Genomic DNA, 25582 nt, shown 5'->3' with positions numbered 1-25582 from the left:
ACTCTCTAGCTCGCCACTACCAGCGGTAGTGCGAGAAAGCGCGGTTGGCTTCGGCCATGCGATGCGAGTCTTCCCGCTTCTTCACGGCAGTGCCACGGTTGTTGGCGGCATCGACCAGTTCGCCCGACAGGCGCTGTGCCATCGTGTGCTCGGAGCGGTTACGCGCCGCACCGATGAGCCAGCGAATGGCGAGGGCCTGCGAACGCTCCGGACGAACTTCGACCGGCACCTGGTAGGTCGCACCACCGACGCGGCGGCTGCGAACTTCGATGCCCGGGCGGACGTTCGCCAGCGCGTCGTGAAACACGCCGATCGGATCGCGACGGGTCTTGGTCTCGACGGTCTCGAGAGCCGAATAGACGATCGACTCGGCGACCGACTTCTTGCCCTCGTACATGACGAGATTCATGAATTTCGAAAGGATCACGTCACCGAAGCGAGGATCTGGGAGAATTTCGCGCTTCTCCGGGCGCCTACGACGAGCCATCTATCTGATCCTTACTTAGGCCGCTTCGCGCCGTACTTCGAGCGCGACTGCTTCCGGTCCTTGACGCCCTGCGTATCGAGCTGGCCACGAATGATGTGGTAGCGAACGCCGGGAAGATCCTTGACGCGACCGCCGCGGATCATGACGACCGAATGCTCCTGAAGGTTGTGCTTCTCACCCGGGATGTACCCGATGACTTCGAAGCCGTTGGTCAGGCGCAGCTTGGCGACCTTACGCAGAGCCGAGTTCGGCTTCTTCGGGGTCGTCGTGTAGACGCGGGTGCAAACACCACGCTTCTGCGGGCAGGCCTCCATTGCTGGGACCTTGTTGCGAGCCTTTTGTGGCTCGCGACCCTTGCGGATCAACTGGTTGATAGTCGGCATAGAGTATTCGTCATCCTGCTGTTCGGTGGCTTGCGGCCACCTACTCCAGACTAGTCCCGCCCTCACGGCATAAGCGCGAGCGGCCTCCTTGCAGAGGCCCCACGCGCGCGGCACAGCCCGTCGTTGCCAAAATTCCGACCCGATCCGTGCCTGGGCGTTAGCCTGTCACCGGTTCGTGAACGGAAGCGGGCCTATACTGCGGAGTCACCGACGGGTCAATGTCGTTTGCACGGACCCGCCGGCGTCCGCTATGGATCGGACCCGCAACGTCGCGACCATCCAACCAAGGACGATCCATGACCCTGTCGATGTACCAGGCATCGGTGCCGGTGTTCGTACGCCAGCTTACCGCCCTCTCCAAGATTCTTGACAAGGCCATCGAGCAGTCGGCCGCCGGCACGCTGGACGCCGCGACCTTGCTCTCCGCCCGGCTCGCGCCGGACATGTTCGCCCTGCCCCGCCAGGTCCAGATCGCCACCGACGGCGCCAAGGGTTCGGCGCGCCTTGCCGGCATCGAGATTCCTGCGTTCGCCGACGAGGAAGTGACCTTCGACGACCTCAAGCAGCGCATCGCCAAGACCATCGCCTTCCTCCAGACCATCACCCCGGAGCAGATCGACGGCAGCGAGGAGCGCGTTATCAACCTGAAGGCCGGCCAGCGCGAGATGACCTTAAGCGGCCAGGATTTCCTGCTCGGCTTCGTGCTGCCGAACTTCTTCTTCCACGTCACCGTCGCCTACAGCCTCCTTCGCCACGGCGGCGTGACGATCGGCAAGCTGGACTATCTCGGCGCCAGCTAGAGCGGGCACCGTCCGGCGACGCGGCGCCGGCGGCCGAGCATCAAGTATTGCAACGGGTCAGCAACCTCCCAGCCAGAAACTGTGCCCTTAGTGCAACGCCTTGTCCGCAACTGGCGGCGAGTGCAGTCGCAGCTTGCCGTAAACGTGAACCTACCTTACCGAACGAAGCTCGTAAAAAGACGTATCAAGTCCTTGGGAGTATCATGAAGCATCTTCTTCTCGCGTCCGTGTGCGCGCTGGCGTTGCCGACCTTTGCCGCCGCCCAGGATACCGCCAACCAGCCGGCGATGCCGAACCAGGTGACGGCGCCTCCCGCGCAGACCCCGGCTGCGGCGACCGCTGCGTCGGGCGCCACCAATGCCGGTGCCGCAACCGCTGCCGATACCGGCAACTCCATCGGCGAGGGCGGCGAGATCATCATCACCGCCAACCGCCGCGCCCAGGCGTTGTCGACGGTGCCGATCGCGGTCTCGGCGGTCAGCCAGGAGTCGCTGCAGAACTCCGGCGCCAACGACATTCGCGCGCTCAACCAGCTCGCCCCGTCGCTGCTCGTTTCGTCGACCGGCAGCGAGGCCAATGGTTCGGCGCGTATCCGCGGCATCGGCACGGTCGGCGACAATCCCGGCCTCGAGAGCTCGGTCGCAGTGTTCATCGACGGCGTCTACCGCTCGCGCACCGGCTCCGGCCTCAACGAGCTTGGCGAAGTCGAGCGCATCGAAGTGCTACGCGGTCCGCAGGGCACGCTGTTCGGCCGCAACGCCTCGGCCGGCCTCATCAACATCATCACCGCCAAGCCGTCGTTCGAGCTGGGCGGCAATGCCGAGGCCACCTATGGCAATTACAACGCCTACCGGCTGGCCGGCGGCGTCACCGGCGGGATCATCCCCGACAAGCTCGCGGCGCGCATCGACGGCGTCTATGTCAAGCGCGACGGCTTCTACAAGGACATCACCACCGGCGACCGCGTCAACAATCGCAATCGGTACTTCGTTCGCGGCCAGTTGCTGTTCACGCCGACCGACGACATCAGCCTGCGCCTGATCGGCGACTATACGCACCGCAACGAGTCATGCTGCGGCGCCGCCTACACGTCGCTGCGCGAGACGACCGACACTACGCCGAACACCACGACGCCGGGCTTCAACACCGACCGCAACGTCACCGAGAACCCGAACAACCGCATCGTCGACATCCTGCGCAGCCTCGGCGGCGTTTTCCCGGGCAACCCGTACGGCCGCGGGATCGCGACGACGCCGGGCCGGACCTATCGCAACACCACGACCGACTGGGGCGGCTCCGGCCAGCTCGACTGGGATCTTGGCGACGTCAAGCTGACCTCGATCACCGCCTATCGCCAGTACAAGGCGGGCGGTGCCGGCGACCTGGATTACGGCAACGTCGACCTCTATTATCGCGCCGACGACGGCAACAGCTATCGCCGCTTCAAGACCTTCACGCAGGAAGCCCGCTTTCAGGGCTCGCTGTTCGACGGCAAGCTCGACTGGCTGGTCGGTGGCTTCTACAGCCGCGAGAAGCTCCAACTCGTCGACAATTCGCGCTTCGGTTCGCAGTACGGCGCGTTCGCCGCCTGCCGCGTCATCGCCAACGTCAGCCCGGCGGCCGCGCTGCGCAACCCGGCTGCTCCAGGCTGCCTGAGCGCCACCGGCATCGGCACGCTCAACGCCGTCCTTGGCGCCGGTGCCGCGCCGATCATCGCAGGTCTCAACCGCCTGTCGACGGTCAACAACGTCGGCGACGTGCGCTCGGTCTATAACCAGGACAGCCAGAACTACGCGTTCTTCACGCACAACATCTTCAACGTCACCGACCGCCTCAGCCTGACGGTCGGCGTGCGCTACACGCACGAGAGCAAGAAGTTCGACGCCGAGTTCAACAACAACAACACCGTCTGCCCGGCGCAGCAGGCCGCCCTCGGCCCGCTGCTCGCCAACCCCGGCTTGGCGGCGCTGGCCGGCGGTATCATCACGCTGACCTGCACCGGCAACTCGAGCAGCCAGCTCAACGCACTCAACCTGCGCAGCAAGCTGACCGACGGCCAGTTCACCGGCACCGCGATCCTGTCGTGGAAGCCGGTCGACGGCGTGATGACCTATGCGAGCTATGCCAAGGGCTACAAGGCCGGCGGCTTCAACCTCGACCGCTCACCGCTCGGTGGCCCGACCGGCGTATTCTCGCCGCGGACCAACGCCAACACCAATGGCGACCAGTTGCAGTTCGAGGCCGAGAAGGTCGATGCCTATGAAGTCGGCGTCAAGCTCAAGAAGCGCGCCTTCTCGCTCAACGTCGCCGCCTTCCGCCAGGAGTTCAAGAGCTTCCAGCTCAACACCTTCAACGGCACGGTCTTCGTCGTCCAGAACATCAACTCGTGCAGCAACAACCTGAACGGCGGCGACACCGACAGCAGCGGCGCGACCGGCGTCTGCACCGGCAAGATCAAGCCCGGCGTCATCTCGCAGGGTGTCGAAATCGAGTCCGCGGTCTACCCGGCGCGCAACCTCGCGCTGACCGTCGGCTATACTTATGCCGACACGCACTACGGCAAGAACCTGGTCGGCAGCACCAGCGGCGCGGCGCTCGATCCGGCACTGTTCCTGCTGCCCGGCCGCCAGGTTTCGAATGCTCCAAAGCACGTCGTCACCGCCTCGCTCGGCTTCACCCCCGACGTCGGCACGAACGGCATGAGCGCGCTGTTCTACGTCGATAGCCGCTTGAGCAGCGACTATAACACCGGCTCCGACCTGTTCCCCGAAAAGGCCCAGGACGGCTTCGTCACGGTCAACGCCCGCATCGGCCTGCGCGGCAAGGATCAGCGCTGGTCGGTCGAACTGTGGGGCCAGAACATCTTCAACAAGAACTACCAGCAGGTCGCCTTCAACGCGCCGTTCCAGGGTGCAGGCTCCGCGGCCCAGGTCGCGGCGTTCGGCGGCACCGGCAACCAGCTGTTCTCCAGCTTTCTGGCCGAGCCGCGCACTTACGGCGCGACCGTTCGCACGCGCTTCTAGATCTTCCGAGCTGACATGGGGGCCCGCACCGGCAACGGTGCGGGCCTTCGCGTGTCAGCGCGCCGGCTTGTCGAGGAAGGCGCGGATTGCCGCGACCGTTGCCGTAGGTTGCTCCTCCATCAGCCAATGCCCCGAGCCGGCGATCACCGCGCCCTGCACGTCGGTGGCGGCAAAGCGCACTACGGTCGCCATCGTCTCGCCGAACGACGCCGCGCCGCCGATGGCCAGCACCGGCATGGTCAGCTTGCCGCCCGTCGCCAGGAACGCCTTGTTGTCGATGGCATCCTGGTCGAAGGCGGCGAACTGCGCGAAGCCGGAGTGCATGGCGCCGGGCAAGGCATACAGCGCCGCGTAATGCTGCCGAGATGCTTCGTCGAAGTGCTTGGGATCGGCCGAGAAATCGTTCCAGAAGCGGTCGAGGTAGATGCGCTCGCGCCTCGCCACCAGCCGCTCCATGTCGGGGCCGCCAAAGCGGAAATGCCATAGCAGCGGGTTCTTGAGGATCTCCTCCCACGGCCCGATGCCCGGGACCGGCGCGTCCATCAGGACCAGCCTGGTCACCCGCGAAGGATTCTCGGCGGCGAAGGCATAGGCGACCATGTTGCCGATATCGTGCGCCACGACATCGACCTTGCCGATCTTCAGCGCATCGAGGACCGCCGTGACATCGGCGCCCTGGGTCTTCTTGTCATAGCCGCCCGGCGGGCGTGCGGACAGTCCGAGTCCCCTCAGGTCGGGAACCACGACGCGGTGGTCGCGCGCCAGGTCGACGGCCAGCGCGCCCCACATGTCGCCGGTTTCGCCATAGCCGTGGAGCAGCACCACCGCCGGCCCCTTGCCGCCGCTGCGGATGTGGATCGTCGTGCCGTTCGCTGCGATGTCCTCGACCTTGAAGCCGGCCGGGAATGGCACGATCCCCGCTGTTGCCGCACTTGCCAGGCTCAATCCTACCGCCGCTGCCAAGATCCTCATCATCGCCTCCTGTCGACGGCCCCTGCCGCCGATCGTCAGGATGATGGAACCGCAACGAAAACGCCATCCTGTTCAGGCGTCAGTGCGGACGCTTCAATACCGGCAGGATGCTGGCGAAGTCGTCGCTCCAGGCGGTCAGGCCGGGCTGCTCGAGGAGAGGCCGCCAACTGCCCGGCGGCGTCGCGGCGACGACCGCGTCCATGTGCTGCGGCGAGCGCGTCAGCACGATCCACGACGAGTTGGTGAACTGCACGCCGCGTGGTTGGTTTTTCGGCGCGGTATAGTCGTGGACCCGCGCCGTCCAGCCCTCTGCCTTGGCAATCGCGGCGACCACCGGCTCCAGCTCAAGGTAGCGGTTCGAGATATGCAGCAGCAGCACGCCGTCACGCTGCAGGGCGCGACCGTAGACGCGGAACGCCTCGCGCGTCACCATGTGCAGCGGGATCGCGTCGGACGAGAAGGCGTCGACCGCCAGCACGTCGAGCCCGGCCGGTGCCGCCGCCGCCAGCGTCAACCGCGCATCCCCTAGCACGATCCGCAGGTCGGGCCGGCACCGCGAGACATAGCTGAAGCGGCGCTTCGCAATGCCGACGATCACCGGGTCGATCTCGTACGCCGTCCAGGCCTGGCCCGGCTGGGCATAGCAACTCAACGTTCCGCTCCCCAGCCCGACAAAGGCAATGCGGGCGTTCGGCCCGAACATGGGCGGCACCGCCTTCAAGGCCAGTCCGACACCGCTGCCCGGCGCATAATAGGTCATCGGCACCGTGACGAAGCGCGGGTCGAGGGACTGGACACCGTGCAGCGTCGTGCCGTGCAGCAGGTGGCGGACGTTGGTCGAGCGCACGTCCTCGACGGTGTAGATGCCGAAGAAGCTGCGCTCGCGCACGCCGTTCCGCGATAGTTCGAGCTGGTGCCAGCCGCCGAACGCCAGGACCACGCAGGTGAACAGGACGGCGAACAGCAGCGGACGTCCGATCGCCAGCACCGCCGTGCCGCCCAGCAGGCACAAGGCGACGAGCGCCGAGTCCGCCGGCGCGACGCCGCTCGACACCGAGAGGAAGGCGCGACCGATCCACAGCGACAGCAACGGCGCGCCGACAATCACGACGATCCGCGCCACCGGGCTGGACCAGAGGCGCCCCGCCAGCGGCACCAGCAGGCGGGCCGGGATCAGCGCGGCGGCGGCAATCAACAGCAGCGGATGCTCGTAGGGCCAGTCGAACACCGCCGGTGCGAGCAGCGCGCAGAACACGCCGCCAAGCGCACCGCCGACCGAGATCCACAGATAGAAATCGGTGAGCGAGGCGGCTTCCGGGCGTTCCTCTGCCAGCGTGCCGTGCAGGGCCAGCGCCACGACGAACAGCAACACCACGCCGGCCGCGGCGAACATCCACGCCACCATGCCGATCGACATGAAAGCCGAGCCGCCGAGCAGCAGCAGCGCCAGCGGTGCGCCACCCAGCGCCCAGTTGGTGAACGCCCTGCCCCAGCGCCCGAACGCCAGCACGAAGCTGAGCAGGTAGACCGCCAGCGGGATGACCCACAGCAGCGGCATCGCCATGATGTCGGTGGTCAGGTGGGTGGTCGTCGACAGCAGCAGCCCCGACGGCACGAGGGCGAGCAGGGTCCACCGGCCGCGCTGGCGCCAGGTTACCGGCACCGTCGCGATCGCGGTCGCGGTCGCGGTGCCGCCGCGCACCGCATAGCCGCAGGCGGCGACCAGCAGCGCCAGGATGACGAAGCCCGCCGACCACAGCCGGGCCTGGTCGCCGAGGCGCAGCGCCGGCTCGATCAGCAGCGGATAGGCGATCAGCGCGGCAAAGCTGCCGAAGTTCGACGCGGCGTAGAGGAAGTAGGGATTGCCCGCCAGCGGATGACCGGAGCGCGCAAACCACGACTGCATCAGCGGAGCCTGCGCCGAGGTGACGAAGAACACCGGCCCGATCGACGCCGCCAGCAGCCCGAGCAGCCACAGCACCGGCGGCGCCGCGCCGATCGCCGGCAGCCATTGCGCGACCGCGACCGGCAGGGTCAGCCCGGCGACGACGAACAGGACCAGGTGGAGCATCAGCTGGCGCCGCAGCGGCAGGTGGCGCAGCGCATGGGCGTAGAGATACCCGAGCAGCAGCACGGTCTGGTAGAACAGCATCGCCGTGTTCCACACCGACGGCGCGCCGCCGAGCACGGGCAGGACGCTGCGCCCGAACATCGGCTGGATCATGAACAGCAGGAACGAGCCGAGCAGCACCGTCGCGGTGAACAGCGGCCGTAGCGGCAGGCGGCGCGAGAAACTGCGGGGCAGCGCTACGGTGTCATCCATGCCGAGCGCTGTAGTCGGCTCGACGGGTAGACCGCAAAAAGAAAAAGGCCGGGACGATTGCTCATCCCGGCCAGAGTTTTCAGGGGAGACAGGTTAGAACTGGTATCCGACGCCGGCATTGAAGCCGCCGGTGCCGTGCGTGTTGATCGAGGCGCCGGCCTTGATCACCGTCTGGTCGCCGATGATCTTGGAACCGCCGACCGCGAAGGCGACCTGGCCGCGCCATTCGCCGATGCCGCCGCCGACCATGCCGGCGCCCGGGGTGAAGGCCTGTGGCAATGCCGCCACTGCCATCGCCCCTGCGGTCGCCGCATCGGCGTCGCGACGGACGCGACGAACGTCGAAGTTCAGGTTGTTGATCTGGTTCTGCAGGCCGGTCGTGGCCGCGCCGAACTGGCTCTGGACCGCCTGGAGCTGCGACAGGTTGACCGCATCGGTGCCGTTGAGCGCCGGACCGACGTTGGTCAGGCGACGCTCGGCCCCGACGGAGCCGACCGAGACGACGTTGGCGACGCCGCCGTCGCTGCTGCCCGCACCCAGTGCGACCGAGTTGATGCCGGTCGCAGTCGCACCGTTGCCGATCGCGACGGCGCGCGATGCCGTTGCGGTGGCGCCGAAGCCGCCCGCCGTGGCGTTCGCCCCGGTTGCCGACGGAGCCGCTGCCCCAGCGGTGTTGTTGGAGCGGAAGGCGCCCGCTGCACCGTTGTTGATCGCCGTGATCGCCGTGGTGTTGTTGGCGACGGTGACGTTGGTCGCCGCCAGGCCGGCGGTGTTCGCCGCGACGCTGGCGTTGGTCGCAGCCAGCTGGCCGCCATTGACCGCGTCGGTGGAGCCCGCCGCGACATTCCCGTCAGCGACGTTGGTGATCCCGACCGGAGCAGCGGTGCCACCGATCAGGGTGACGGTGTTGAGACGGCCACCATCGGCATCGGTGTCGTACTGCAGGGCGTTGAAGGCGCCGCCCGTGACCTGGGCAAGCTGGCCCACGGTCGCAGCGTCGCTGCCGGCGAGACCTGCCCGTAGGCCGGTCAGCGTGCGGTTGCCGTCGGTGCCGGCGATGGTCACGCTGGTACCGCCGGTGTTGCCGCCGACCGTGATCTGCCCGGCACCCGGGGTGCCGCCGGTCTGCTGGACCAGGCCGACCGAGCCGTTGTTGAGGCTGGTCGTCAGGTTCGTGATCGCCGTGGTGTTGCCGGCGATGTTGGTAGTGTTGGTGATGATGTCGGCGGTGTTGGTCGCAACCTGGGTGTTGGTGGCGAACAGCTGGGCGCCGTTAACCGCGTCGGTCGACGTCGCCGTCAACGCCGCCGGAGCGACATTGGTGACGGTCACCGTGCCGGTGCTGCCGCCGGCGAGGGTCACGGTGTTGGTCCGAACCGTGCCGACGGTGTCGTACTGGACCGAGTTCTGGACCACGGCGCCGATTGCGGCGACCTGGCCGACGTTCGCCGCATCGGTCGCGGCGACACCGGTGGCGACGCCGGAGATGACGCGCGCGCCATCGTTGCCCGCGACGTTGACGGATGTCCCGCCGGTCGCTGCGCCTATGGTGATGACGCCGCCCGGCAGGCCACCGGTCTGCTGGACCAGGCCGACCGTGCCGTTGGCGAGGCCGGTCGTCAGATTGCCCAGGTTGGTGGTGTTGGTGGCGATGTTGTTGGTGTTGGTCGTCACCTGGGTATTGGTGGCGAACAGTTGCGAACCGTTGACCGCGTCGGTCGAGGTGTCGCTAAGCTGTCCGGCGGCGACGTTGGTGACGGTCACCGCAGCGCCCGGGGTACCGGCCAGGGTCACGGTGTTGGTCTTGACGCCACCGGCGGTGTCGTACTGCACGGCGTTCTCGGCGACCGAGCCGACTGCCGCAAGCTGACCGACGTTGACCGCATCGGTCGCATCGACGCCGGCGGTCACGCCGGTGATGGTGCGCGTGCCACCGGTGCCGGCGACGTTGATGCTGGCACCACCGGTTGCGCTGCCGATGGTGATGACACCGCCCGGCAGGCCATTCGCCTGCTGGACCAGCCCGACCGTGCCGTTGGCGAGGCCGGTCGTCAGGTTACCCAGGTTGGTGGTGTTGGCCGTGATGTTCGTCGTGTTGGTCGCGATGTTGGTGGTGTTGGTCTCGACCTGACCGTTGGTCGCAAACAGCTGGGCGCCGTTGACTGCATCCGTCGATGTAGCGTTCAGCGCACCCGGGGCGACGTTGGTGACGGTCACCGCGGCGCCCGGAGTACCCGCCAGCGTCACGGTGTTGGTCTTGACGCCACCGGCAGTGTCGTACTGCACGCCGTTCTGGGCGACAGCGCCAACCGCCGAGAGCTGGCCGACGTTGACCGCATCGGTCGCATCGACGCCGGCGGTGACGCCGGTGATGGTGCGCGTGCCACCGGTGCCGGCGACGTTGATCGCGGCACCACCGGTGGCGCCGCCGATGCTGATGACGCCGTCCGGCAGGCCACCCGCCTGCTGCACCAGCCCGACCGTGCCGTTGGCGAGGCCGGTCGTCAGGTTACCCAGGTTGGTGGTGTTGGTGGTGATGTTGGCGGTGTTGGTCTCGACCTGGCCATTGGTCGCGAACAGCTGGGCGCCGTTGACTGCCTCGCTCGAAGTGGCTGTCAGTGTACCGGGAGCAACATTGGCGAGTGTCACCGCGGCGCCCTGGGCACCGGAGAGAGTCGCGCGGTTGGTGCGGACACCGAGGCCATCGACGTCGTAGACGATCGCATTGGCGGACTGGGCGGCCACGCTGTTGAGCTGCCCCAGATTGACTGCGTCGGTCGTTGCCGTGGCGTCGGCGACATCGGTCAGGCGGCGGTTACCCTCGGTGCCGAGGAAGCTGACGACGGTGCTGCCGGTTCCCGCGCCGACACGGATCGGGCCGTCGCTGGGTGCGCCGCCATCCTGCTGCACCAGGCCGGCGGTGCCGTTGTTGAGGGCAGCGATGCTGATCGTTTTGCCGGCCGTGATCGTGCCGTTCGCGGTGATCGCGGCGGTGTTGCTGGCGACGGCGCTGGTGTTGGTGGCAATGCCGGCAGTGTTGGTCGCGACCTGGGTGTTGGTCGCGAACAGCTGGCCGCCGTTGACCGCGTCGGTGGAGCCTGCAGTAAGCGTCGCGGCGGTCAGGTTGGTGACCTTGACCGAACCCGGCACGCCGCTGGCCAAGGTGACGGTGTTGGTCGGCGTGCCACCGATCAAATCATACTTCAGTGAATTCTGGCCGGCCGCCGCGACGGTCGCGAGCTGCAGGACGTTGACGGCGTCGGTCGCCGCTGAACCCGCAGCGACGTTGGTGATCTGCCGTTCCGCGCCCGACGAACCGACCGACACGGTGCCGACCGAGTTCTGCGGGGCAGTCAGGCCCGTTGCGGTATAGCCGATCGAAGCGCCACGTCCGCCGGTCAGCGAGTTGTTGCCGATGGCAACGCTGTTGGCAGCGATGGCCCGGGAGCCCGCGCCGATGGCGATGCTGTTGTTTGCGGTTGCGCGTGCACCGTTACCCAGCGCCACCTGGTTGACGAGCAACGGACTGCCCGCCGTGCCGGCGACGGCGTTCGCGCCGATCGCGACGCCGCCGGCGCCGTTGACGACCGCGACGTTACCGATGCCGACCGCGCCCGTTGCCGTGCCGAGGGTCGAGGCGCTGTTGCCGAGGGCGATCGAGTTGAGCTCGCCGGCCGTCGCATCTAGGCCGTTGGAGCCGAGGCCGGTGATCCGGTTGCCACCGATCGACAGGCCGGCGGGAACGTCGAGCTGATACGAGTTGGAAGTGGTGTTGCAGCTGGTGCCCGGTCCGACGAGCGTGCCGTTCAGATTGACCGCCGAGACGCCGATGTTCTGGCCGTTCGCAGCCGCGGCAACCAGGCCGGCAGCGTCGACGTTGATGCCGAGCACCGGTCCAAGCAAGCCGTTGAGTGCGCTCTGCAATCCGTTGGTGGTCGCGATCAGGGCCGGCCCGAGAATGCTGGTCACGACCGAGCGAGGCAGGCTGACGCCCGAACAGGCGCTGACCAGCGAGCTGGGGATTGCTGCTGCAGTCGGTGCCGAGACCATCGACATCGCGCTGGCGATCGCGATCGCCGACACCGAGGAGAGCTTGCGGCGTGAAGATCGGGCGACAGCCAGACCATCGCGACCTGATCGACAGGATCGTAGATCCCCGCCTGGTAAATACGCCACTAGAACTCTCCCCTCTTGAATAAACACTCGGTTAAGGCGACTTACTTTGAAGTTAAATTACTGCGTTTCAGAGCCTCAACGATTGAAATAGACAAAAAGCATAGAACAGTTGCAAGCGGTTGTTTCATGACCGGTATGACTATTGTTTGTACAAGTTATTAAATAACGGCTAATCGATCGCGCGTTGTTTCGACCTAACCATCGACGCAAGAAAGATCGTTACGGGTCAGTAAAGCCGTAGTGCTGTGACTGTCATGATGCGATTATCTTGTAGCGTGACTGTCCTGCCGCGCTGTTCTGGTAATAACGAGGCAAGGATTGGCCCGGATACCGCGCCGATTATCTGATTTGTCGCGACGAACGACGTGATTCGCGCGATGCACCGTTAGAATCAGCGCCTTGCAGTGGTGACGCGCGCGGCTCGCCTGGTCAGGCGGCGCGTCGGGTCTGGCGGGCGATCCCCATCAGCAAACCGAGCAGGATCAGCACGGTCATCATCGCCGAGCCGCCATAGCTGATCAACGGCAGCGGAATGCCGACGACGGGCGCCAATCCCATCACCATCATCATGTTGATCGCCAAATAGAAAAACAGCGTGAAGGTCAGCCCCAGCGCGGCTAGTCGCTCGAACCGGGTGCGCGCCCTGAGTGCAACGCCGATGCCCCAGGCCAGCAGGGTGCCGAAGCCGATGATGACAAACAAGCCACCAAGTAAACCCCACTCTTCAGCCATAGTCGCAAAGATAAAGTCGGTGTGAAGTTCTGGCAGATAGTCGAGGTGAGACTGCGTTCCTTGCAGGAAACCTTTACCCGACAATCCACCACTGCCGATGGCGATCTTCGACTGGGTGATATGATAGCCGGCACCGAGCGGATCGCTGGCCGGATCCATGAAGATCAGCACGCGCTTGCGCTGGTAGTCGTGGAGCATCGTCCACGCCACCGGCAGCGCCGCACCGACCGCCGCCCCGGCCCCCAGGAACAGCCACAGCCGCACCCCCGCCAGGAACATCATCACGACCCCGCCGAACGAGATCGCCAGCGCCGTGCCGAGGTCGGGTTGCAGCATGACCAGCGCCGCCGGCATCGCGATCAACAGCAGCGGCGGCCACAGCCCCTGGATGGTGGTCAGGAACGGCCGCGGCAGATTTTGATAAAAGCGCGCCAGGGCCAGGATGATGGCCAGCTTCATGAACTCCGACGGCTGCAGCTGGATGATGCCCAGGTCGAGCCAGCGCTGGCTGCCGCCGCCGATCTGCCCCAGCAGCTCGACCCCGACGAGGGCGAGCAACACCGCGCCGTACAGGGCATAGGCCCATTTCAGCCACACCCCGGTATCGATCTGCGCCAGCACCAGCATGGCAAGCAGCAGCACGACAAAGCGGATGCCCTGCTTCAGCGCCCAGGGCTGCAGGCTGCCGCCCGCCGCGGAATACAGGATCACCAGTCCAAAGCCGGTCAGCGCGATGATGACCAGCACGATCGCCCAGGGGATCGCCCGCAGCCGCAGCGTCCAGGCGCCGTTCAGCATGGCGGCATTGCCTGCACGTCCGTCACTCCGGCGGTCCCGCAGCGTCCTCTTCCGCGGGCTCCGGGCTCGCATTGGCCAGGGCGGCGGCCTCGGCGGCACGCTTCTGCTCCAGGGCGCGCTCCAGCGGCGCCAGCGTCGCCATCGCGCGCTCCGGCTCGAACAGATAGGTCAGCACGTCGCGCGCGATCGGCGCGGCGGTGGTGTTGCCGTGCGCGCCATGCTCGACGATGACGCTGACCGAATATTGCGGCGCATCGGTCGGTGCGAAGGCGACGAACAGCGCGTGGTCGCGGTACTGCCACGGCACCGCCTCCTGCCGCACCACGCCGCGCTTGCGCTCCGCCATGCTGATCCGCCGGACCTGCGCCGAGCCGGTCTTGCCAGACATGGTGACGCCGTCGACCTGCAGCCGCGCCGCCCGCGCCGTGCCGCGCGGACCGTTGACGACGCCGCTCATCCCCGACCGAACGATCGCCAGATGCTCCGGGTCGATGCCCAGCGACGGGAACTCGACGCGCGGGCTATCGGCGAGCAGTCGCGGCTGGACTTCCAGCCCGCTCGCCAGCCGGGCGCCCATCACCGCGAGTTGCAGCGGATTGACCACCAGATAGCCCTGCCCGATCGTGGTGTTCAGCGTCTCGCCGATCGTCCAGTCCTTCTTGTAGCGCCGGGTCTTCCACGCCGGATCGGGGACGATACCCGCCGACTGGCCCGGCACCGGCAGCTCGTATTTCTGGCCCAACCCGAACTTGCGCGCCATGTCGGCGATGCCCTGGATGCCCGCCGCCCGCCCGACCGTGTAGAAATACACGTCGCAGCTCTGCGGCAGCGCGGTGTGCATGTCGACACGCCCGTGACCGCGGCGGCTGTAGCAGTGCCAGATGCCGTTCCCCAGCCGATAGGTGCCGTTGCAGATCACCCCCTGGTCGGCGTTGACCCCCGCCTTCAGCGCTGCCAGCGAGGTCATCATCTTGAAGGTCGAGCCCGGCGGGTACAGTCCCTGCGCGCTCTTGTTGATCAGCGGGTGATGGTTCGACGCCTGCAGTTCCGCCCACAGCTTGGTCGTCACCCGCGTCGAGAAGACGTTGGGATCATAGGCCGGCATCGACACCATGCACAGCACGTCGCCGGTGCGGCAGTCCATGACGATGACGCTGGCGCTGTTGTCGCCCAGCCGCTTCGCCGCATAGGCCTGCAAGCCGCGGTCGATGGTCAGGCGGACGCTCTTGCCGGGGATGTCGCTGCGCGTGTCGAGGTCGCGGATCACCCGGCCGCGGGCGTTTACCTCGACCCGCCGCGCCCCCGCCGTACCGCGCAACGGCGCATCCTGCGTCCGCTCGATGCCGTCCTTGCCGAGCTTGAACCCCGGGAAGATCAGCAGCGGATCGTGCGTGCGCTTGTACTGCTCCGGCGTCGGCACCGCGACATAGCCGAGCAGGTGCGCAAAGGCCTCGCCGCCCGGATAGACCCGGCTGAAGCCATGCACCGGCAGGACCCCGGGCAGGTCGGGCAGGCGGACGTTCAAGGCGGCGAACTGCGGCCACGCAAGCCCGTGCGCGATCTCGACCGGCATGTATTCCGGCTGGCGCGCGATATCGCCCCGGATGCGGTTGAGGTCGTCGAGCGTCAGCGGCAGCACGCCCATGATGGCGCGCAACGTCGCCTCCAGGTCGCCGACCTGCTCCGGGATCAGCTCCAGCCGGTAGTCGGGCGCGTTGGAGGCGAGCGGCAGCCCGTTGCGATCGACGATCCAGCCCCGGCGCGGCGGGATCAGGCGCAGCGAGACGCGGTTGTCCTCCGACGCCAGCTTGTACTTGTCGCCCTCGAAGATCGACAGCCACGCCATCCGCGCCGCCAATGTCATGCCGACCGCCGCCATGCCGCCGCCCAGCACGAAGGCGCGCCTGGAGAACATCTGCTCGTGCCCGGCCTCGGTGATCGTCGCCACGCGCCAGCCGCCCTCAGGCCAGCAGGCGGCGCTGGACGCGCGCGCACAGCACCACGACGATCGGATAGGTCGCCGCCGTCGTCGCCGCCTGGATCAGTAGCGGCGTGAACGGCCCGTCGATCCCGGCGAAGCCCAGGAACCACCAGCCGAGCACCGCATGGACCAGCGCGACCAGCACCAGCATCGTCCAGTCGAAGCCGAAGCGATGGTGCCCGAAGCGATCCTCGAACAGCCGCACGAACAGCGCGGTCGCGGCGAACAACGTCGCCTCCACGCCGAACGGCATCGCGCCGAGCAGGTCGGCGACCAGCCCGAGCAGGAAGGCCAGCCACGGTGGCATCAGCCCCGGCTGGAAGGTCGCCCAGACGAACACCCCGAGCAGCCCGAGCTGCGGCAGCCCCGGCCACGGCAGCACGATCGGCAGCGTCATCGCGACGATCAGCAACAGCACCATCGTCGCGGGCACGAAGAAGCGCCACAGGCCGAGCGCCCAGTACAGCCGATCGGCCGGGGAGCGCAGGCGATAGTCGTCGCTCACCGCGGCGCCGCCGGAGTCGGTCGGGCTGCAGCGGGTGCGGTCGGCGTCGGTCGCGCGGCGGCAGGCGGGGTGACCGCGGGCCGAACCGCCGCAGCGCCGGTCTTCGGCGGCGCGGGCACGGGCGTCACCACCAGTTTCTTGCGCGCCGTGCCGCCACCCGCCTCACGCGGCACCGGAACAGGCGCTGTCGTCGATGCCGGCGGCGGCGCGGGGACCGGCAGGTACGCCGCCTGGATCAGCACGAAGCCAAGGCCGTTCGGGTCTGTCGCCAGCCGTGCCTTGGCCGGTTCGCCGGTCGTCGCGACGGTCGCCACCGGAATGCCCGGCGGGAACACGCCGCCGTCGCCCGAGGTGACGAAATGATCGCCGATGCGCAGCGGCACTTCCGCCCCGCCGCGGTCGCGGATCTCCAACAAGGGCCCATTGGCGCCGACCGCGATCGCCGGCTCGCCGGTGCGCTGCAGGATCACCGGGATCCGGCTGCCGGGGTCGGTGAGCAACAGCACCCGCGTCGCATGATTGCCCGCCTCCAGCGTCCGCCCGACCAGGCCCGATGCCGACCGCACCGGCAACCCCGGCACGACACCATCGACGCGGCCGGCCGAGATCACCGCCGAGCGAATGTACGACCCGCTCGACGCGCCCGCCAGCCGCGCCGTGGCGATCAGCCGGACATTGGGCTCGACGACCTTGAGCAGGCGCTTGAGCTGGACATTCTGCGCCGCCATCGCCGAGGCCTGCTGCAGCGTCGCGCGCTGCGCGTTCAATTCGGCGGTCAGCGCGCGGTTCTTGGACACCGTCCCCAGATAGTCGCCGGTGTCGCTGGTGATCCGCGCCGCGCCATCGAACGGCGCGCGGACGATGCTCCACAGCGGCGTGACGATGTCGAGCGCGGCGGCGCGCAGGCGGTCGCCCTGCTCCGGGTTGACGCGCCCGATCAGCAGCAGGAGCAGCCCGAAGGCGATGACTATCCCCGACAGCACGGCGCCGATCAGCGCGAGGTTCTGCTCGCGCCGGCTGGCGGATCGTCGGGAGGGGGGCGACCAATCCACGCCCCGGTTCCTACTTTAAACTCAGGCGGTTGTCAGGACGCCGCGATACATCGGGTCCTCGAGCGCACGTCCGGTTCCCAAGGCGACGCAGGTCAGCGGATCATCGGCCACCGTCACCGGCAGGCCGGTCGCCTCGCGCAGCACCTGGTCGATGCCCTGCAACAGCGCGCCGCCACCGGTCAGCACGATGCCCTGGTCGACGATATCGGCGGCCAGTTCGGGCTGGGTGTTCTCCAGCGCCAGGCGGACGCCCTCGACGATCGTCGACACCGGCTCCGACAGCGCATCGGCAATCTGCGCCTGGTTGATGGTGATTTCCTTTGGCACGCCGTTCATCAGGTCGCGGCCCTTGATCTCCATGGTCATGCCGACGCCGTCGGCGGGCGCCTTGGCAGTGCCGATCTGCTTCTTGATGCGCTCGGCCGTGGCTTCGCCGATCAGCAGATTGTGGTTGCGGCGGACGTAGTTGACGATCGCCTCGTCCATCTTGTCGCCGCCGACGCGGACCGACGTCGTATAGGCGAGGCCGCGCAGCGACAGCACCGCGACTTCGGTCGTGCCGCCGCCGATGTCGACGACCATCGAGCCGATCGGCTCGGTCACCGGCATGCCCGCGCCGATCGCCGCCGCCATCGGCTCCTCGATCAGATAGACCGAGCTGGCACCGGCGTTGTTCGCCGCGTCGCGGATGGCGCGCTTCTCGACCGAGGTCGAGCCCGATGGCACGCAGATGACGATTTCGGGGAAGCGCGGAAAGCGCGAGGTGTGGACCTTGCCGATGAAGTATTTGATCATCTGCTCGGCGACGTCGATGTCGGCGATGACACCGTCGCGCAACGGGCGGATGGTCTCGACGTTGCCCGGGGTCTTGCCCATCATCAGCTTGGCGTCGTTGCCGACGGCCTTGACGGTGCGGTGGCCCTTGATCGTCTCGATGGCGACGACCGATGGCTCGTTCAGGACAATACCGCGGCCCCGGACATAGACCAGCGTGTTCGCCGTTCCCAGGTCGATCGCCATATCCTGGCTGAGGAAGGAGAACATCCGGCTGAACAGCGACATGTGGGGGCAATCTCGGCAGTTTGGGGAACGCAAGGGCGCGTGTAATCGTCTAGGCGCGCCGACCGTCTCTATGCAAGGTCGATGGTAGGGCGACCGTGACGGACGCGACCATGTGCGCTAAAGCGTCGGCATGCCGATCCGCCGCCTGCCGGACCATCTCGTCAACCAGATTGCGGCCGGCGAGGTTGTCGAACGCCCTGCCTCCGCGCTCAAGGAGCTGGTCGAGAACGCCCTCGATGCCGGGGCGCGGCGCATAATCGTCGAACTGTCGGCGGGGGGAATCGACCATCTGTCGGTGACCGACGACGGGCACGGCATGGTCGCGTCGGAAATGCGGCTGGCGATCGAGCGCCACGCGACCTCCAAGCTGGCGGGCGACGACCTGGAAGCCATCGCCACCCTGGGCTTTCGCGGCGAGGCCCTGCCCTCGATCGCCAGCGTCGCCCGGCTTCGGCTGAGCAGCCGGCCGCCGGGGTCCGAGGGCTGGACGCTGGTCGTCGACAATGGCCGGATCGTCGTCGATGCCCCCGCCGCCCTGCCGCCCGGCACGCGAGTCTCGGTCGACGGGCTGTTCGAACGCGTTCCCGCCCGGCGCAAGTTCCTGAAGTCGGAACGCTCGGAGCTCGGCGCCTGCATCGATGTCGTGCGCCGGCTGGCAATGGCTCGGCCCGAGGTCGTGTTCGAGGTCCGCCACGACGGCCGCCGGATGCTCAGTGCCGAGGCTGGCGCAGCGGGCGATGCCGGCCTGCCACCCCGGCTGGCGGCGCTGCTCGGCGTCGATTTCGCCGACAATGCGGTGGCGCTGGATTTCGTCCGCGAGGAGCTGAGGCTCGGTGGGCTCGCCGGGCTGCCGACCTATAATCGCGGCGTCGCCGACCATCAGTTCCTGTTCGTCAACGGCCGTCCGGTGCGCGACCGGCTGCTCGTCGGGGCGGTGCGCGGCGCCTACATGGACCTGCTGGCGCGCGACCGGCATCCGGTGGTGGCGCTGTTCCTCGACGTCCCCGCCGATTTCGTCGACGTCAACGTCCATCCGGCGAAGACCGAGGTGCGCTTTCGCGACGCCGCGCTGGTGCGGGGGATGATCGTCTCCGGGCTGCGGCGGGCGCTCGATTCGGCGGGGCACCGGGCTTCGACGACGGTGGCGGCTGGGGTGCTGAATGCATTCCGCGCAGAAGACCCACCCCTGGCCCCTCCCGTTTCGGGCGGGGGACACGCGTGGGCGGGCTATTCCCCACTGGACAGAAATTTGGGCGGGTACTGGCCACAAGCGGGTTCCCCGCCCGGAACGGGAGGGGCTAGGGGTGGGTCTTCAACGGGCTCGATGTTCGCCGATGCCGCGATGCCATTCGCCCGCACCGAACCCGCCCAGCCGCTCAACGACTTCCCGATGGGCGTGGCGCGGGGCCAGGTCGCCGGCACCTACATCGTCGCCGAGGCGCGCGACGGCCTGATTCTGGTGGACCAGCACGCCGCGCACGAGCGGCTGACGCTGGAGCGGCTCAACAAGGCGCTGGCTAATGGGGGCGTCCACAGCCAGTCGCTGCTGCTCCCCGAAGTCGTCGAACTCGACGAACTCGCCGCCGGCCGCATCGCCGACCGCGCCGCCGAACTGGCCGAACTGGGGCTGGAGGTCGAACGCTTCGGCCGCACCGCGATCCTGGTCCGCGCCACCCCGGCGCTGCTCGGCCAGACCGACGCCGCGGGACTGATCCGCGACCTTGCCGACGACCTCGCGAGCTGGGGCAGCGCACTGACGCTGAAGGAGAAACTCGACGCCGTCGCCGCTACCATGGCCTGCCACGGCAGCGTCCGTGCCGGCCGGTTGCTCAGCGTCGCCGAGATGAACGCCCTGCTCCGCGAGATGGAGGTCACTCCCCACTCCGGCCAATGCAACCACGGCCGACCGACCTGGGTGAAACTGGCGAAGAGCGACCTGGAGAAGCTGTTCGGGCGGCGATGACGTACCGCCCGGCGAAACTCGGCCGGGCGGTACGCGCCGTCTCAGATGCTTCGCTTGCTCAAGCGAAGTTGACGGTCGAGGCGGTCTTGCGGCGACGCAGCGCGCTGCCGATCGCGCCGAAGCCGAGCACCATCATCGCCCAGCTCGCCGGCTCCGGGACCGTCGCCGCGGCAAGGTTGTCGATGATCGTGTTGCCCTGCGCGAAGTCGGTGAAGCTGAAGCCGCCGATGCCATTTGTCGAGGTAACCGACACGTTCGTGTAGCTGGTCGGCGTGTAATATGGCGACAGCGGCGAGCCGGGGAGGACGAACGACGCGATCGTCGCGCCCTGCATGTCGTAGAAGAACAGCGTCGAGTTCGGCAGCGCCGAAGCGACATCCATGCTGAACGACTTGAGCGATGCGCCAAAGCTGCTGCTGAAGCTGATCAGGATCTGGCCGTAATTGCCACCGTCGCGATAGCTGTCGCCATCGCTCAGGACCAGGCCGCTATGATCCGGCGCGCCACGATAGTCGGCATTGCTTGGTCCCTGCTCGGAGACATAATAGTTCACGGCACTGGTCTCGGCACCGAACCAGCGGCTTTCCCAGCCGACGAAGGGCTCGTTGAAGTTTTCCACAAGGTTGGCGGCCTGGGCGCCGGTAACGGCAGTCAACAACGCGAGCGCAGAGACACAGGTTTTCAGGAATCGCATTCGAATAGCCCCTTGAGTAGACCGGCAACGCCAGTGTTCAGACAACCCTGCACCAGTGGCAAGATATCGTGGTGCAAGCCTGATCCCGATCTAGTTAAGGCGTGTTACCTGTACATTTCAGCCATTCGGCAGAATTGTGACATTGCTCGTTCGATGGCGGCGAAGACCGGCATAGTCTCTGTCTCGCGACTGCTCTCTTAGTCATGCTGAACGGTTGCTGCTGGGCGCCGCCGCCCGGGCAGCGGGCGCTCCGGACGATGGCGCTGCACCTTGAGGTCGATTTTCCGGGCAACTCCAGCCTGATACCGGCCGATTGCCACGCTGCCGAAAACCGGCACCGACGACGATTAACCATAAAGTGTTAAGAAGTTTGTAATATAACTTTACATTCCGTTACCGAACTGATCTCGTTTTCACACGCTAACCCATTGTTAAATATAATCGCCAAATAGTTGGCATCATCATTGCATAGGCTTCCGCAAGGTTGGTCCGCTCCCCGGGCCCGCTGAAAACCAAGTGTATTTCCCAGCTGGTCAGAGCCAGCTGGTTTGTAGGAACGCCGCATGACCAGCATGATCAAGCTCATTGCCACCGCCGTACTGCTCGGCACGTCGTCGATGGCTGCCGCCGTCAACACGACGACTTATACTTTCGATAACAATGCCTACAAGAGCGTCTTCACGCTCAGCCCGTTCGCGCAGGTCGTTTCCGGCTCGGTCAAGAACAAGTACGCTGCACCGCTGATCGGCGGCGTCGCCGACACCACCAAGTACCTCGCCGTTCTCGGCGGCGGCACCGCGACCTTCAGCCAGGCGATGGGCCGGATCACCTCGGTCGGCTACGACTGGGGCTCGATCGACCGCTTCAACTTCATCAAGGCGTACAGCGGCGACAGCCTCGTCTCGACGATCTACGGCTCGGCCTTCCCGCCGGCCACCGGTGCGATCGGCTCGGCCGCGACGAACCGCTTCGTCACGCTGAACTACGCTGCCTCGTCGAACGTCACCAAGCTGGTCTTCGGTTCGGACACCAACTCCTTCGAACTGGACAACATCTCGGTCGCCGCCGTGCCTGAGCCCGCCACCTGGGCGATGCTGGTCGTCGGCTTCGGCCTCGTCGGTGCCGCCAAGCGCCGTCGCACCACCACCGCCGCCGTCGCCGCCTGATCGAGGCGTCGCGCTCGACCCCGCCGCCATCACCGGCGCGGGGTCGAGCCGGCAAGCAGGGCGATGCAGACCATCGGCTCAGCCATCGGAGAAATCGCCGGTCGTGCCTGACGAGAGTTCGCCTTCGTCACCGCCCGACCACTCCGGCCGCGGTCTGCCGGAAACGGACCGCGGTCAACCTTCGGTCGAGGCTGCGATGATCAATCCGACGCCGTGCGACGCCGCCCTCGAAAACTGGTTCCTCAGCAATGGCGAAGATGCCGTTGCCGCTCCCGACCAGCTTCTCAATTCGGTCGCTCCCTGGATCCCGCTGATCGGCATCCCGGCGAACGACGCATGACAGGTATCCAGGCCATCATCACCCAAGGCACCACCGACCGGATCGTCCGGGTGATCGACGTGCTGCTGGCCGCAAGCCTTGCGGTCATCCTGGCGCCGATCATCGCGATCCTGTGCCTGGTGATCTGGCTGCACGACGGCGCCAGCCCGATCTTCGTGCACTGGCGCATCGGCCGGGGTGGGGAGTCGTTCCCGTGCCTGAAGCTGCGGACGATGGTGCCCGATGCCGAGCGCCGCCTCGAGGAGCTGCTCGAGACCGACCCCGATGCGGCGCGCGAATGGGCGCTCGACCAGAAGCTGCGCGAAGATCCGCGGATCACCAGCCTCGGTGCGTTCCTGCGCAAGTCGAGCCTCGACGAGCTGCCGCAGCTGTTCAATGTCATGGTCGGCCAGATGAGCATGGTCGGCCCCCGTCCGATCGTCGCCGCCGAAGTGCCGCGCTACGGCCGCTATATCCGCGACTATTGCCGGGTCCGCCCCGGCATCACCGGCCTGTGGCAGGTCAGCGGACGCAATCTGCTGAGCTATCGCCGCAGGGTAGCGCTCGACACGCTGTATTCCCGCAACAAGTCGCTGGCGATCGACCTGCTGATCCTGACGCGCACGGTCCATGCCGTCGTCGCCCGCCACGGCGCAACCTGAGATCGACGAACCCGGAACCTGTCGACAAAGTCCCGCCGTTCGCCGACATTGCCGGCGCTGGCATCGTCTTAAGTCGCTCGTCAGAGGCGACATTGCGGGCTGAATCCTGGGAGGACTGCGCATGAACCCGATTACCCCGCCCCGGCCAAGCCGCCGCGAGGTCCTGCTCTCGACGCTGGCGGCGGCGGCCTGGTGCGGTGCCTCGCCGGTGCTGGGCGCCGGCCGGGGGCTCGATCCGCTCGACCCCGATATCCGCTTCGGCACGACGGGATCGATCTTCGCGACCTGGGCCGGCACCGCGCCGACGACGCTGGCGCTGCAGATGTCGTCGAACATGCGGATGATGCTGCTGGCCTGCAAAGCCTATGGCCTGGAGGGGTTCGAGCCCTATTCCTCGCAGGTCAGCGACTATGTCGGCCGCCCGGCCGACCTCAAGCGCCTGCTGACCGAGACCGGCATGACCCTGGCCAGCGTCGGCGACCTGCCCCGCAGCCGCTCGGCACCCGCCCCCGCCACGACCTCGATCTCGGTCGGTGCAGCCGCGCAATATCCCTGGCTCGGCGGCGCCGGCCGGGCCCAGCTGATCGCCGACATGGAAGCCTGCGCCCGCGACTTCCTCCAGCCGCTGGGCGTCGACCATTGGAAGAACAACATGGGCGGCCGGCCCGAGGGTGGCCCGACCGACGACCAGTTGAAGGCGCTGGCCGACACCAGCAACGAAATCGGCCGCCGGACGCTGGCGCACGGCGTCAAGCTGGCGCTCCACCCGCATCTATGGGGCCCGATGGAGCGCGAGCACGAGTTCCGCCGGGTCATGGAGCTGACCGACCCGACCTATGTCCACCTGATCCTCGACACCGGCCACAACGTCCTCGGCGGCATGGACGTGGTCAAGATCACCGACGAGTTCCTGCCGCGGATCACCGAGGTCCACCTGAAGGACACCTTCCCGCAGTACCGCGGCAACAAGGCGACCCCGACCCGCGCCCAGCACCTGACCAAGAGCGTCTATGCCTCGGTCGGCCAGGGCGGCGGCGTCGACTTCCCCGGCATCTTCCGCGTCCTGCGCCAGCGCAAGTTCAAGGGCTGGGCGGTGTTCGACATCGACGCCCCCCGCGTCGACGAGGGCACGGGCACGATCCACGACAACCTCACCGCCAGCGTCAACTATATGCGCGACGTGCTGAAGGTGCGGCTGCCGCGACCGCCCAAGGTCGGGCCGTTCACCGAGGCGAGCTGACCCGCTTCAGGCGTCGGCGGCGCGTCGCTCGGTCAGGAAGAACAACAGCGCCGCCGCCGCCAGCACGCCGCCCACCGACGCCGTCGCGGTCCAGCCGCCGCCGGCATAGCTGAGCGTCGCGATCGTCGAACCCAGCGCGCCGGCCAGGAACACCACAGTCATATAGGCCGCGTTGATCCGGCCGCGCGCCTCGGGCTCGATCGAGAACAGCACGCGCTGGCCCAGCACCTGGTTCATCTGCGTCGCGGCATCGAGCAGCACGGCCGCGAGGGCCAGCACGATCAGCGCGTGCGCCGCCGCTGCCCAGCCGGCGATCAGGAACGCCACGATCGCCGACCCCAGCGCCGCCGCCGTACCGGCGCGGACATAGCCCCGGTCCCCCAGCCGCCCGGCGATCGGCGCGGCCAGCGCGCCGCCCGCCCCCGCCAGCGCGAACAACGCCATGCCACCCTGCCCCAGCCCGAACTGCCCGGCGAGCAGCAGCGGCACCGCCGTCCAGAACAGGTTGAACGCCGCGAACATCGACGCCTGATAGGCCGTCCGCCGGCGGATCGCGGGAGTCCGCACCAGCAGCGACAGGCTGGACGCCAGCAGCTGGCCATAGCCGAGGCCGGGAGTCGGACGGCGTTCGGGAACGGTGCGTGCGATCAGCAACGCGAGCAGCGCCATCACCACCGCCGCGACCGCGAAGATCGCGCGCCATCCGGCAAAGGCCGCCAGCCCGTTGGCCAGCGGCCGCGCCAGCATGATGCCGGTGATCAGCCCGCCCATGATGTTGCCGACGACGCGCCCGCGGCTCTCCTCCGGCGCCAGGTGCGCGGCGAGCGGCACCATGATCTGCGCGCCGACCGAGCAGAACCCGGTCACGAACGAAAACAGCAGGAAGCTCAGCGGACCCCGCGCCAGCCAGATGCCGCACAGCCCGACGCACGTCCCCGTCGTCAGCAGCAGGATCAGCCGCTTGTTCTCGACACGGTCGGCGAGCGAGACGACGAAGAACAGCCCGGCGCCATAGCCGAGCTGGGTCAGCGTCACGATCAGCCCCGCCACGCCGCCATGCAGGCCGAGCGCCGGCGCAATCTCGCCGATCAGCGCCTGGGCGTAATACAGGTTCGCCACCATCAGCCCGCAGGCGAGGGAGAACACCGCCGTCAGGCCGGGTCCGATGCCGGGCGCGCTGGTCTTGCTGGTCATCGCGGCGGCTTAACAGCAAGCATTTGCCGCGTCGCCGTTGCTGGCCGCGG

General features: G+C 67.4%; 19 protein-coding genes. 7 read left to right on the top strand and 12 right to left on the bottom strand.

The window, feature by feature from the left end; genetic code table 11:
- Positions 1-16 precede the first annotated feature (16 nt).
- Entirely contained in the window at positions 17-487 is a 471-nt protein-coding gene (rpsG, locus tag ACOFKW_RS10340) for a 30S ribosomal protein S7 (RefSeq protein WP_419814072.1), read from the bottom strand.
- A gap of 11 nt (positions 488-498) precedes the next feature.
- Positions 499-870: a 30S ribosomal protein S12 gene (rpsL, locus tag ACOFKW_RS10335; RefSeq protein ID WP_144237809.1), complete on the bottom strand. Its 372-nt coding sequence runs from the start codon at positions 868-870 to the stop codon at positions 499-501.
- Between the two features lie 296 nt (positions 871-1166).
- Here rpsL and ACOFKW_RS10330 point away from each other — a divergent pair, with 296 nt between their 5' ends.
- Positions 1167-1670 (top strand): DUF1993 domain-containing protein, encoded by a 504-nt coding sequence (locus ACOFKW_RS10330; protein ID WP_419814071.1) that lies wholly within the window; start codon positions 1167-1169, stop codon positions 1668-1670.
- A gap of 203 nt (positions 1671-1873) precedes the next feature.
- A complete protein-coding gene (locus ACOFKW_RS10325; protein ID WP_419814070.1) occupies positions 1874-4693 on the top strand; it encodes a TonB-dependent receptor in 2820 nt (939 codons plus the stop codon).
- Between the two features lie 54 nt (positions 4694-4747).
- Here ACOFKW_RS10325 and ACOFKW_RS10320 read toward each other — a convergent pair whose 3' ends face one another.
- The 8 genes from ACOFKW_RS10320 to ACOFKW_RS10285 form a co-directional block, all read right to left on the bottom strand.
- A complete protein-coding gene (locus ACOFKW_RS10320) occupies positions 4748-5668 on the bottom strand; it encodes an alpha/beta fold hydrolase (RefSeq protein ID WP_419814069.1) in 921 nt (306 codons plus the stop codon).
- Positions 5669-5744: 76 nt separating this feature from the next.
- A complete protein-coding gene (locus ACOFKW_RS10315) occupies positions 5745-7988 on the bottom strand; it encodes a spermidine synthase (RefSeq protein WP_419814068.1) in 2244 nt (747 codons plus the stop codon).
- Between the two features lie 93 nt (positions 7989-8081).
- Complete coding sequence (locus tag ACOFKW_RS10310) at positions 8082-12071, bottom strand: beta strand repeat-containing protein (protein WP_419814067.1); 3990 nt, start codon at positions 12069-12071, stop codon at positions 8082-8084.
- A 522-nt stretch (positions 12072-12593) separates the two neighbouring features.
- Entirely contained in the window at positions 12594-13694 is a 1101-nt protein-coding gene (gene rodA / locus ACOFKW_RS10305; protein WP_419814066.1) for a rod shape-determining protein RodA, read from the bottom strand.
- Between the two features lie 22 nt (positions 13695-13716).
- Positions 13717-15642 carry a penicillin-binding protein 2 gene (gene mrdA / locus ACOFKW_RS10300; RefSeq protein ID WP_419814065.1) on the bottom strand — a complete coding sequence of 642 codons (1926 nt, stop codon included), beginning with the start codon at positions 15640-15642 and terminating at the stop codon, positions 13717-13719.
- 13 nt (positions 15643-15655) lie between these two features.
- Positions 15656-16180 (bottom strand): hypothetical protein, encoded by a 525-nt coding sequence (locus tag ACOFKW_RS10295; protein ID WP_419814064.1) that lies wholly within the window; start codon positions 16178-16180, stop codon positions 15656-15658.
- A complete protein-coding gene (gene mreC, locus ACOFKW_RS10290; RefSeq protein WP_419814063.1) occupies positions 16177-17232 on the bottom strand; it encodes a rod shape-determining protein MreC in 1056 nt (351 codons plus the stop codon). Before mreC ends, ACOFKW_RS10295 begins: the two co-directional genes overlap by 4 nt.
- A 21-nt stretch (positions 17233-17253) precedes the next feature.
- On the bottom strand, positions 17254-18294 hold the full coding sequence (locus tag ACOFKW_RS10285; RefSeq protein ID WP_419814062.1) for a rod shape-determining protein: 1041 nt from the start codon (positions 18292-18294) through the stop codon (positions 17254-17256).
- A gap of 130 nt (positions 18295-18424) precedes the next feature.
- On the opposite strand from ACOFKW_RS10285, the gene mutL reads away from it, so the two are divergent.
- Positions 18425-20257, top strand: coding sequence for a DNA mismatch repair endonuclease MutL (mutL, locus tag ACOFKW_RS10280; RefSeq protein WP_419814061.1), 1833 nt, complete (start codon positions 18425-18427; stop codon positions 20255-20257).
- Positions 20258-20315: 58 nt separating this feature from the next.
- On the opposite strand, the gene ACOFKW_RS10275 is transcribed toward mutL, so the two are convergent.
- Positions 20316-20951, bottom strand: a complete 636-nt coding sequence (locus ACOFKW_RS10275; protein ID WP_419814060.1) for a PEPxxWA-CTERM sorting domain-containing protein — start codon at positions 20949-20951, stop codon at positions 20316-20318.
- 563 nt (positions 20952-21514) lie between these two features.
- On the opposite strand from ACOFKW_RS10275, the gene ACOFKW_RS10270 reads away from it, so the two are divergent.
- The 4 genes from ACOFKW_RS10270 (at position 21515) to ACOFKW_RS10255 (ending at position 24338) form a co-directional block, all read left to right on the top strand.
- On the top strand, positions 21515-22117 hold the full coding sequence (locus ACOFKW_RS10270) for a PEPxxWA-CTERM sorting domain-containing protein (RefSeq protein WP_419814059.1): 603 nt from the start codon (positions 21515-21517) through the stop codon (positions 22115-22117).
- Between the two features lie 196 nt (positions 22118-22313).
- Positions 22314-22457: a hypothetical protein gene (locus ACOFKW_RS10265; protein WP_419814058.1), complete on the top strand. Its 144-nt coding sequence runs from the start codon at positions 22314-22316 to the stop codon at positions 22455-22457.
- Positions 22454-23098 carry a sugar transferase gene (locus ACOFKW_RS10260; RefSeq protein WP_419814057.1) on the top strand — a complete coding sequence of 215 codons (645 nt, stop codon included), beginning with the start codon at positions 22454-22456 and terminating at the stop codon, positions 23096-23098. Before ACOFKW_RS10265 ends, ACOFKW_RS10260 begins: the two co-directional genes overlap by 4 nt.
- A gap of 121 nt (positions 23099-23219) precedes the next feature.
- Complete coding sequence (locus ACOFKW_RS10255) at positions 23220-24338, top strand: sugar phosphate isomerase/epimerase family protein (protein ID WP_419814056.1); 1119 nt, start codon at positions 23220-23222, stop codon at positions 24336-24338.
- A gap of 6 nt (positions 24339-24344) precedes the next feature.
- Here the strand turns inward: ACOFKW_RS10255 and ACOFKW_RS10250 are convergent, their stop codons facing one another.
- A complete protein-coding gene (locus ACOFKW_RS10250; RefSeq protein ID WP_419814055.1) occupies positions 24345-25532 on the bottom strand; it encodes an MFS transporter in 1188 nt (395 codons plus the stop codon).
- Positions 25533-25582 lie beyond the last annotated feature (50 nt).

This window comes from Glacieibacterium sp., from assembly GCF_965200405.1.
Lineage (GTDB): Bacteria > Pseudomonadota > Alphaproteobacteria > Sphingomonadales > Sphingomonadaceae > Glacieibacterium.
The sequence above is the reverse complement of the archived record's forward strand: the minus strand, read 5'-3'. Positions and strand labels throughout refer to the sequence as shown.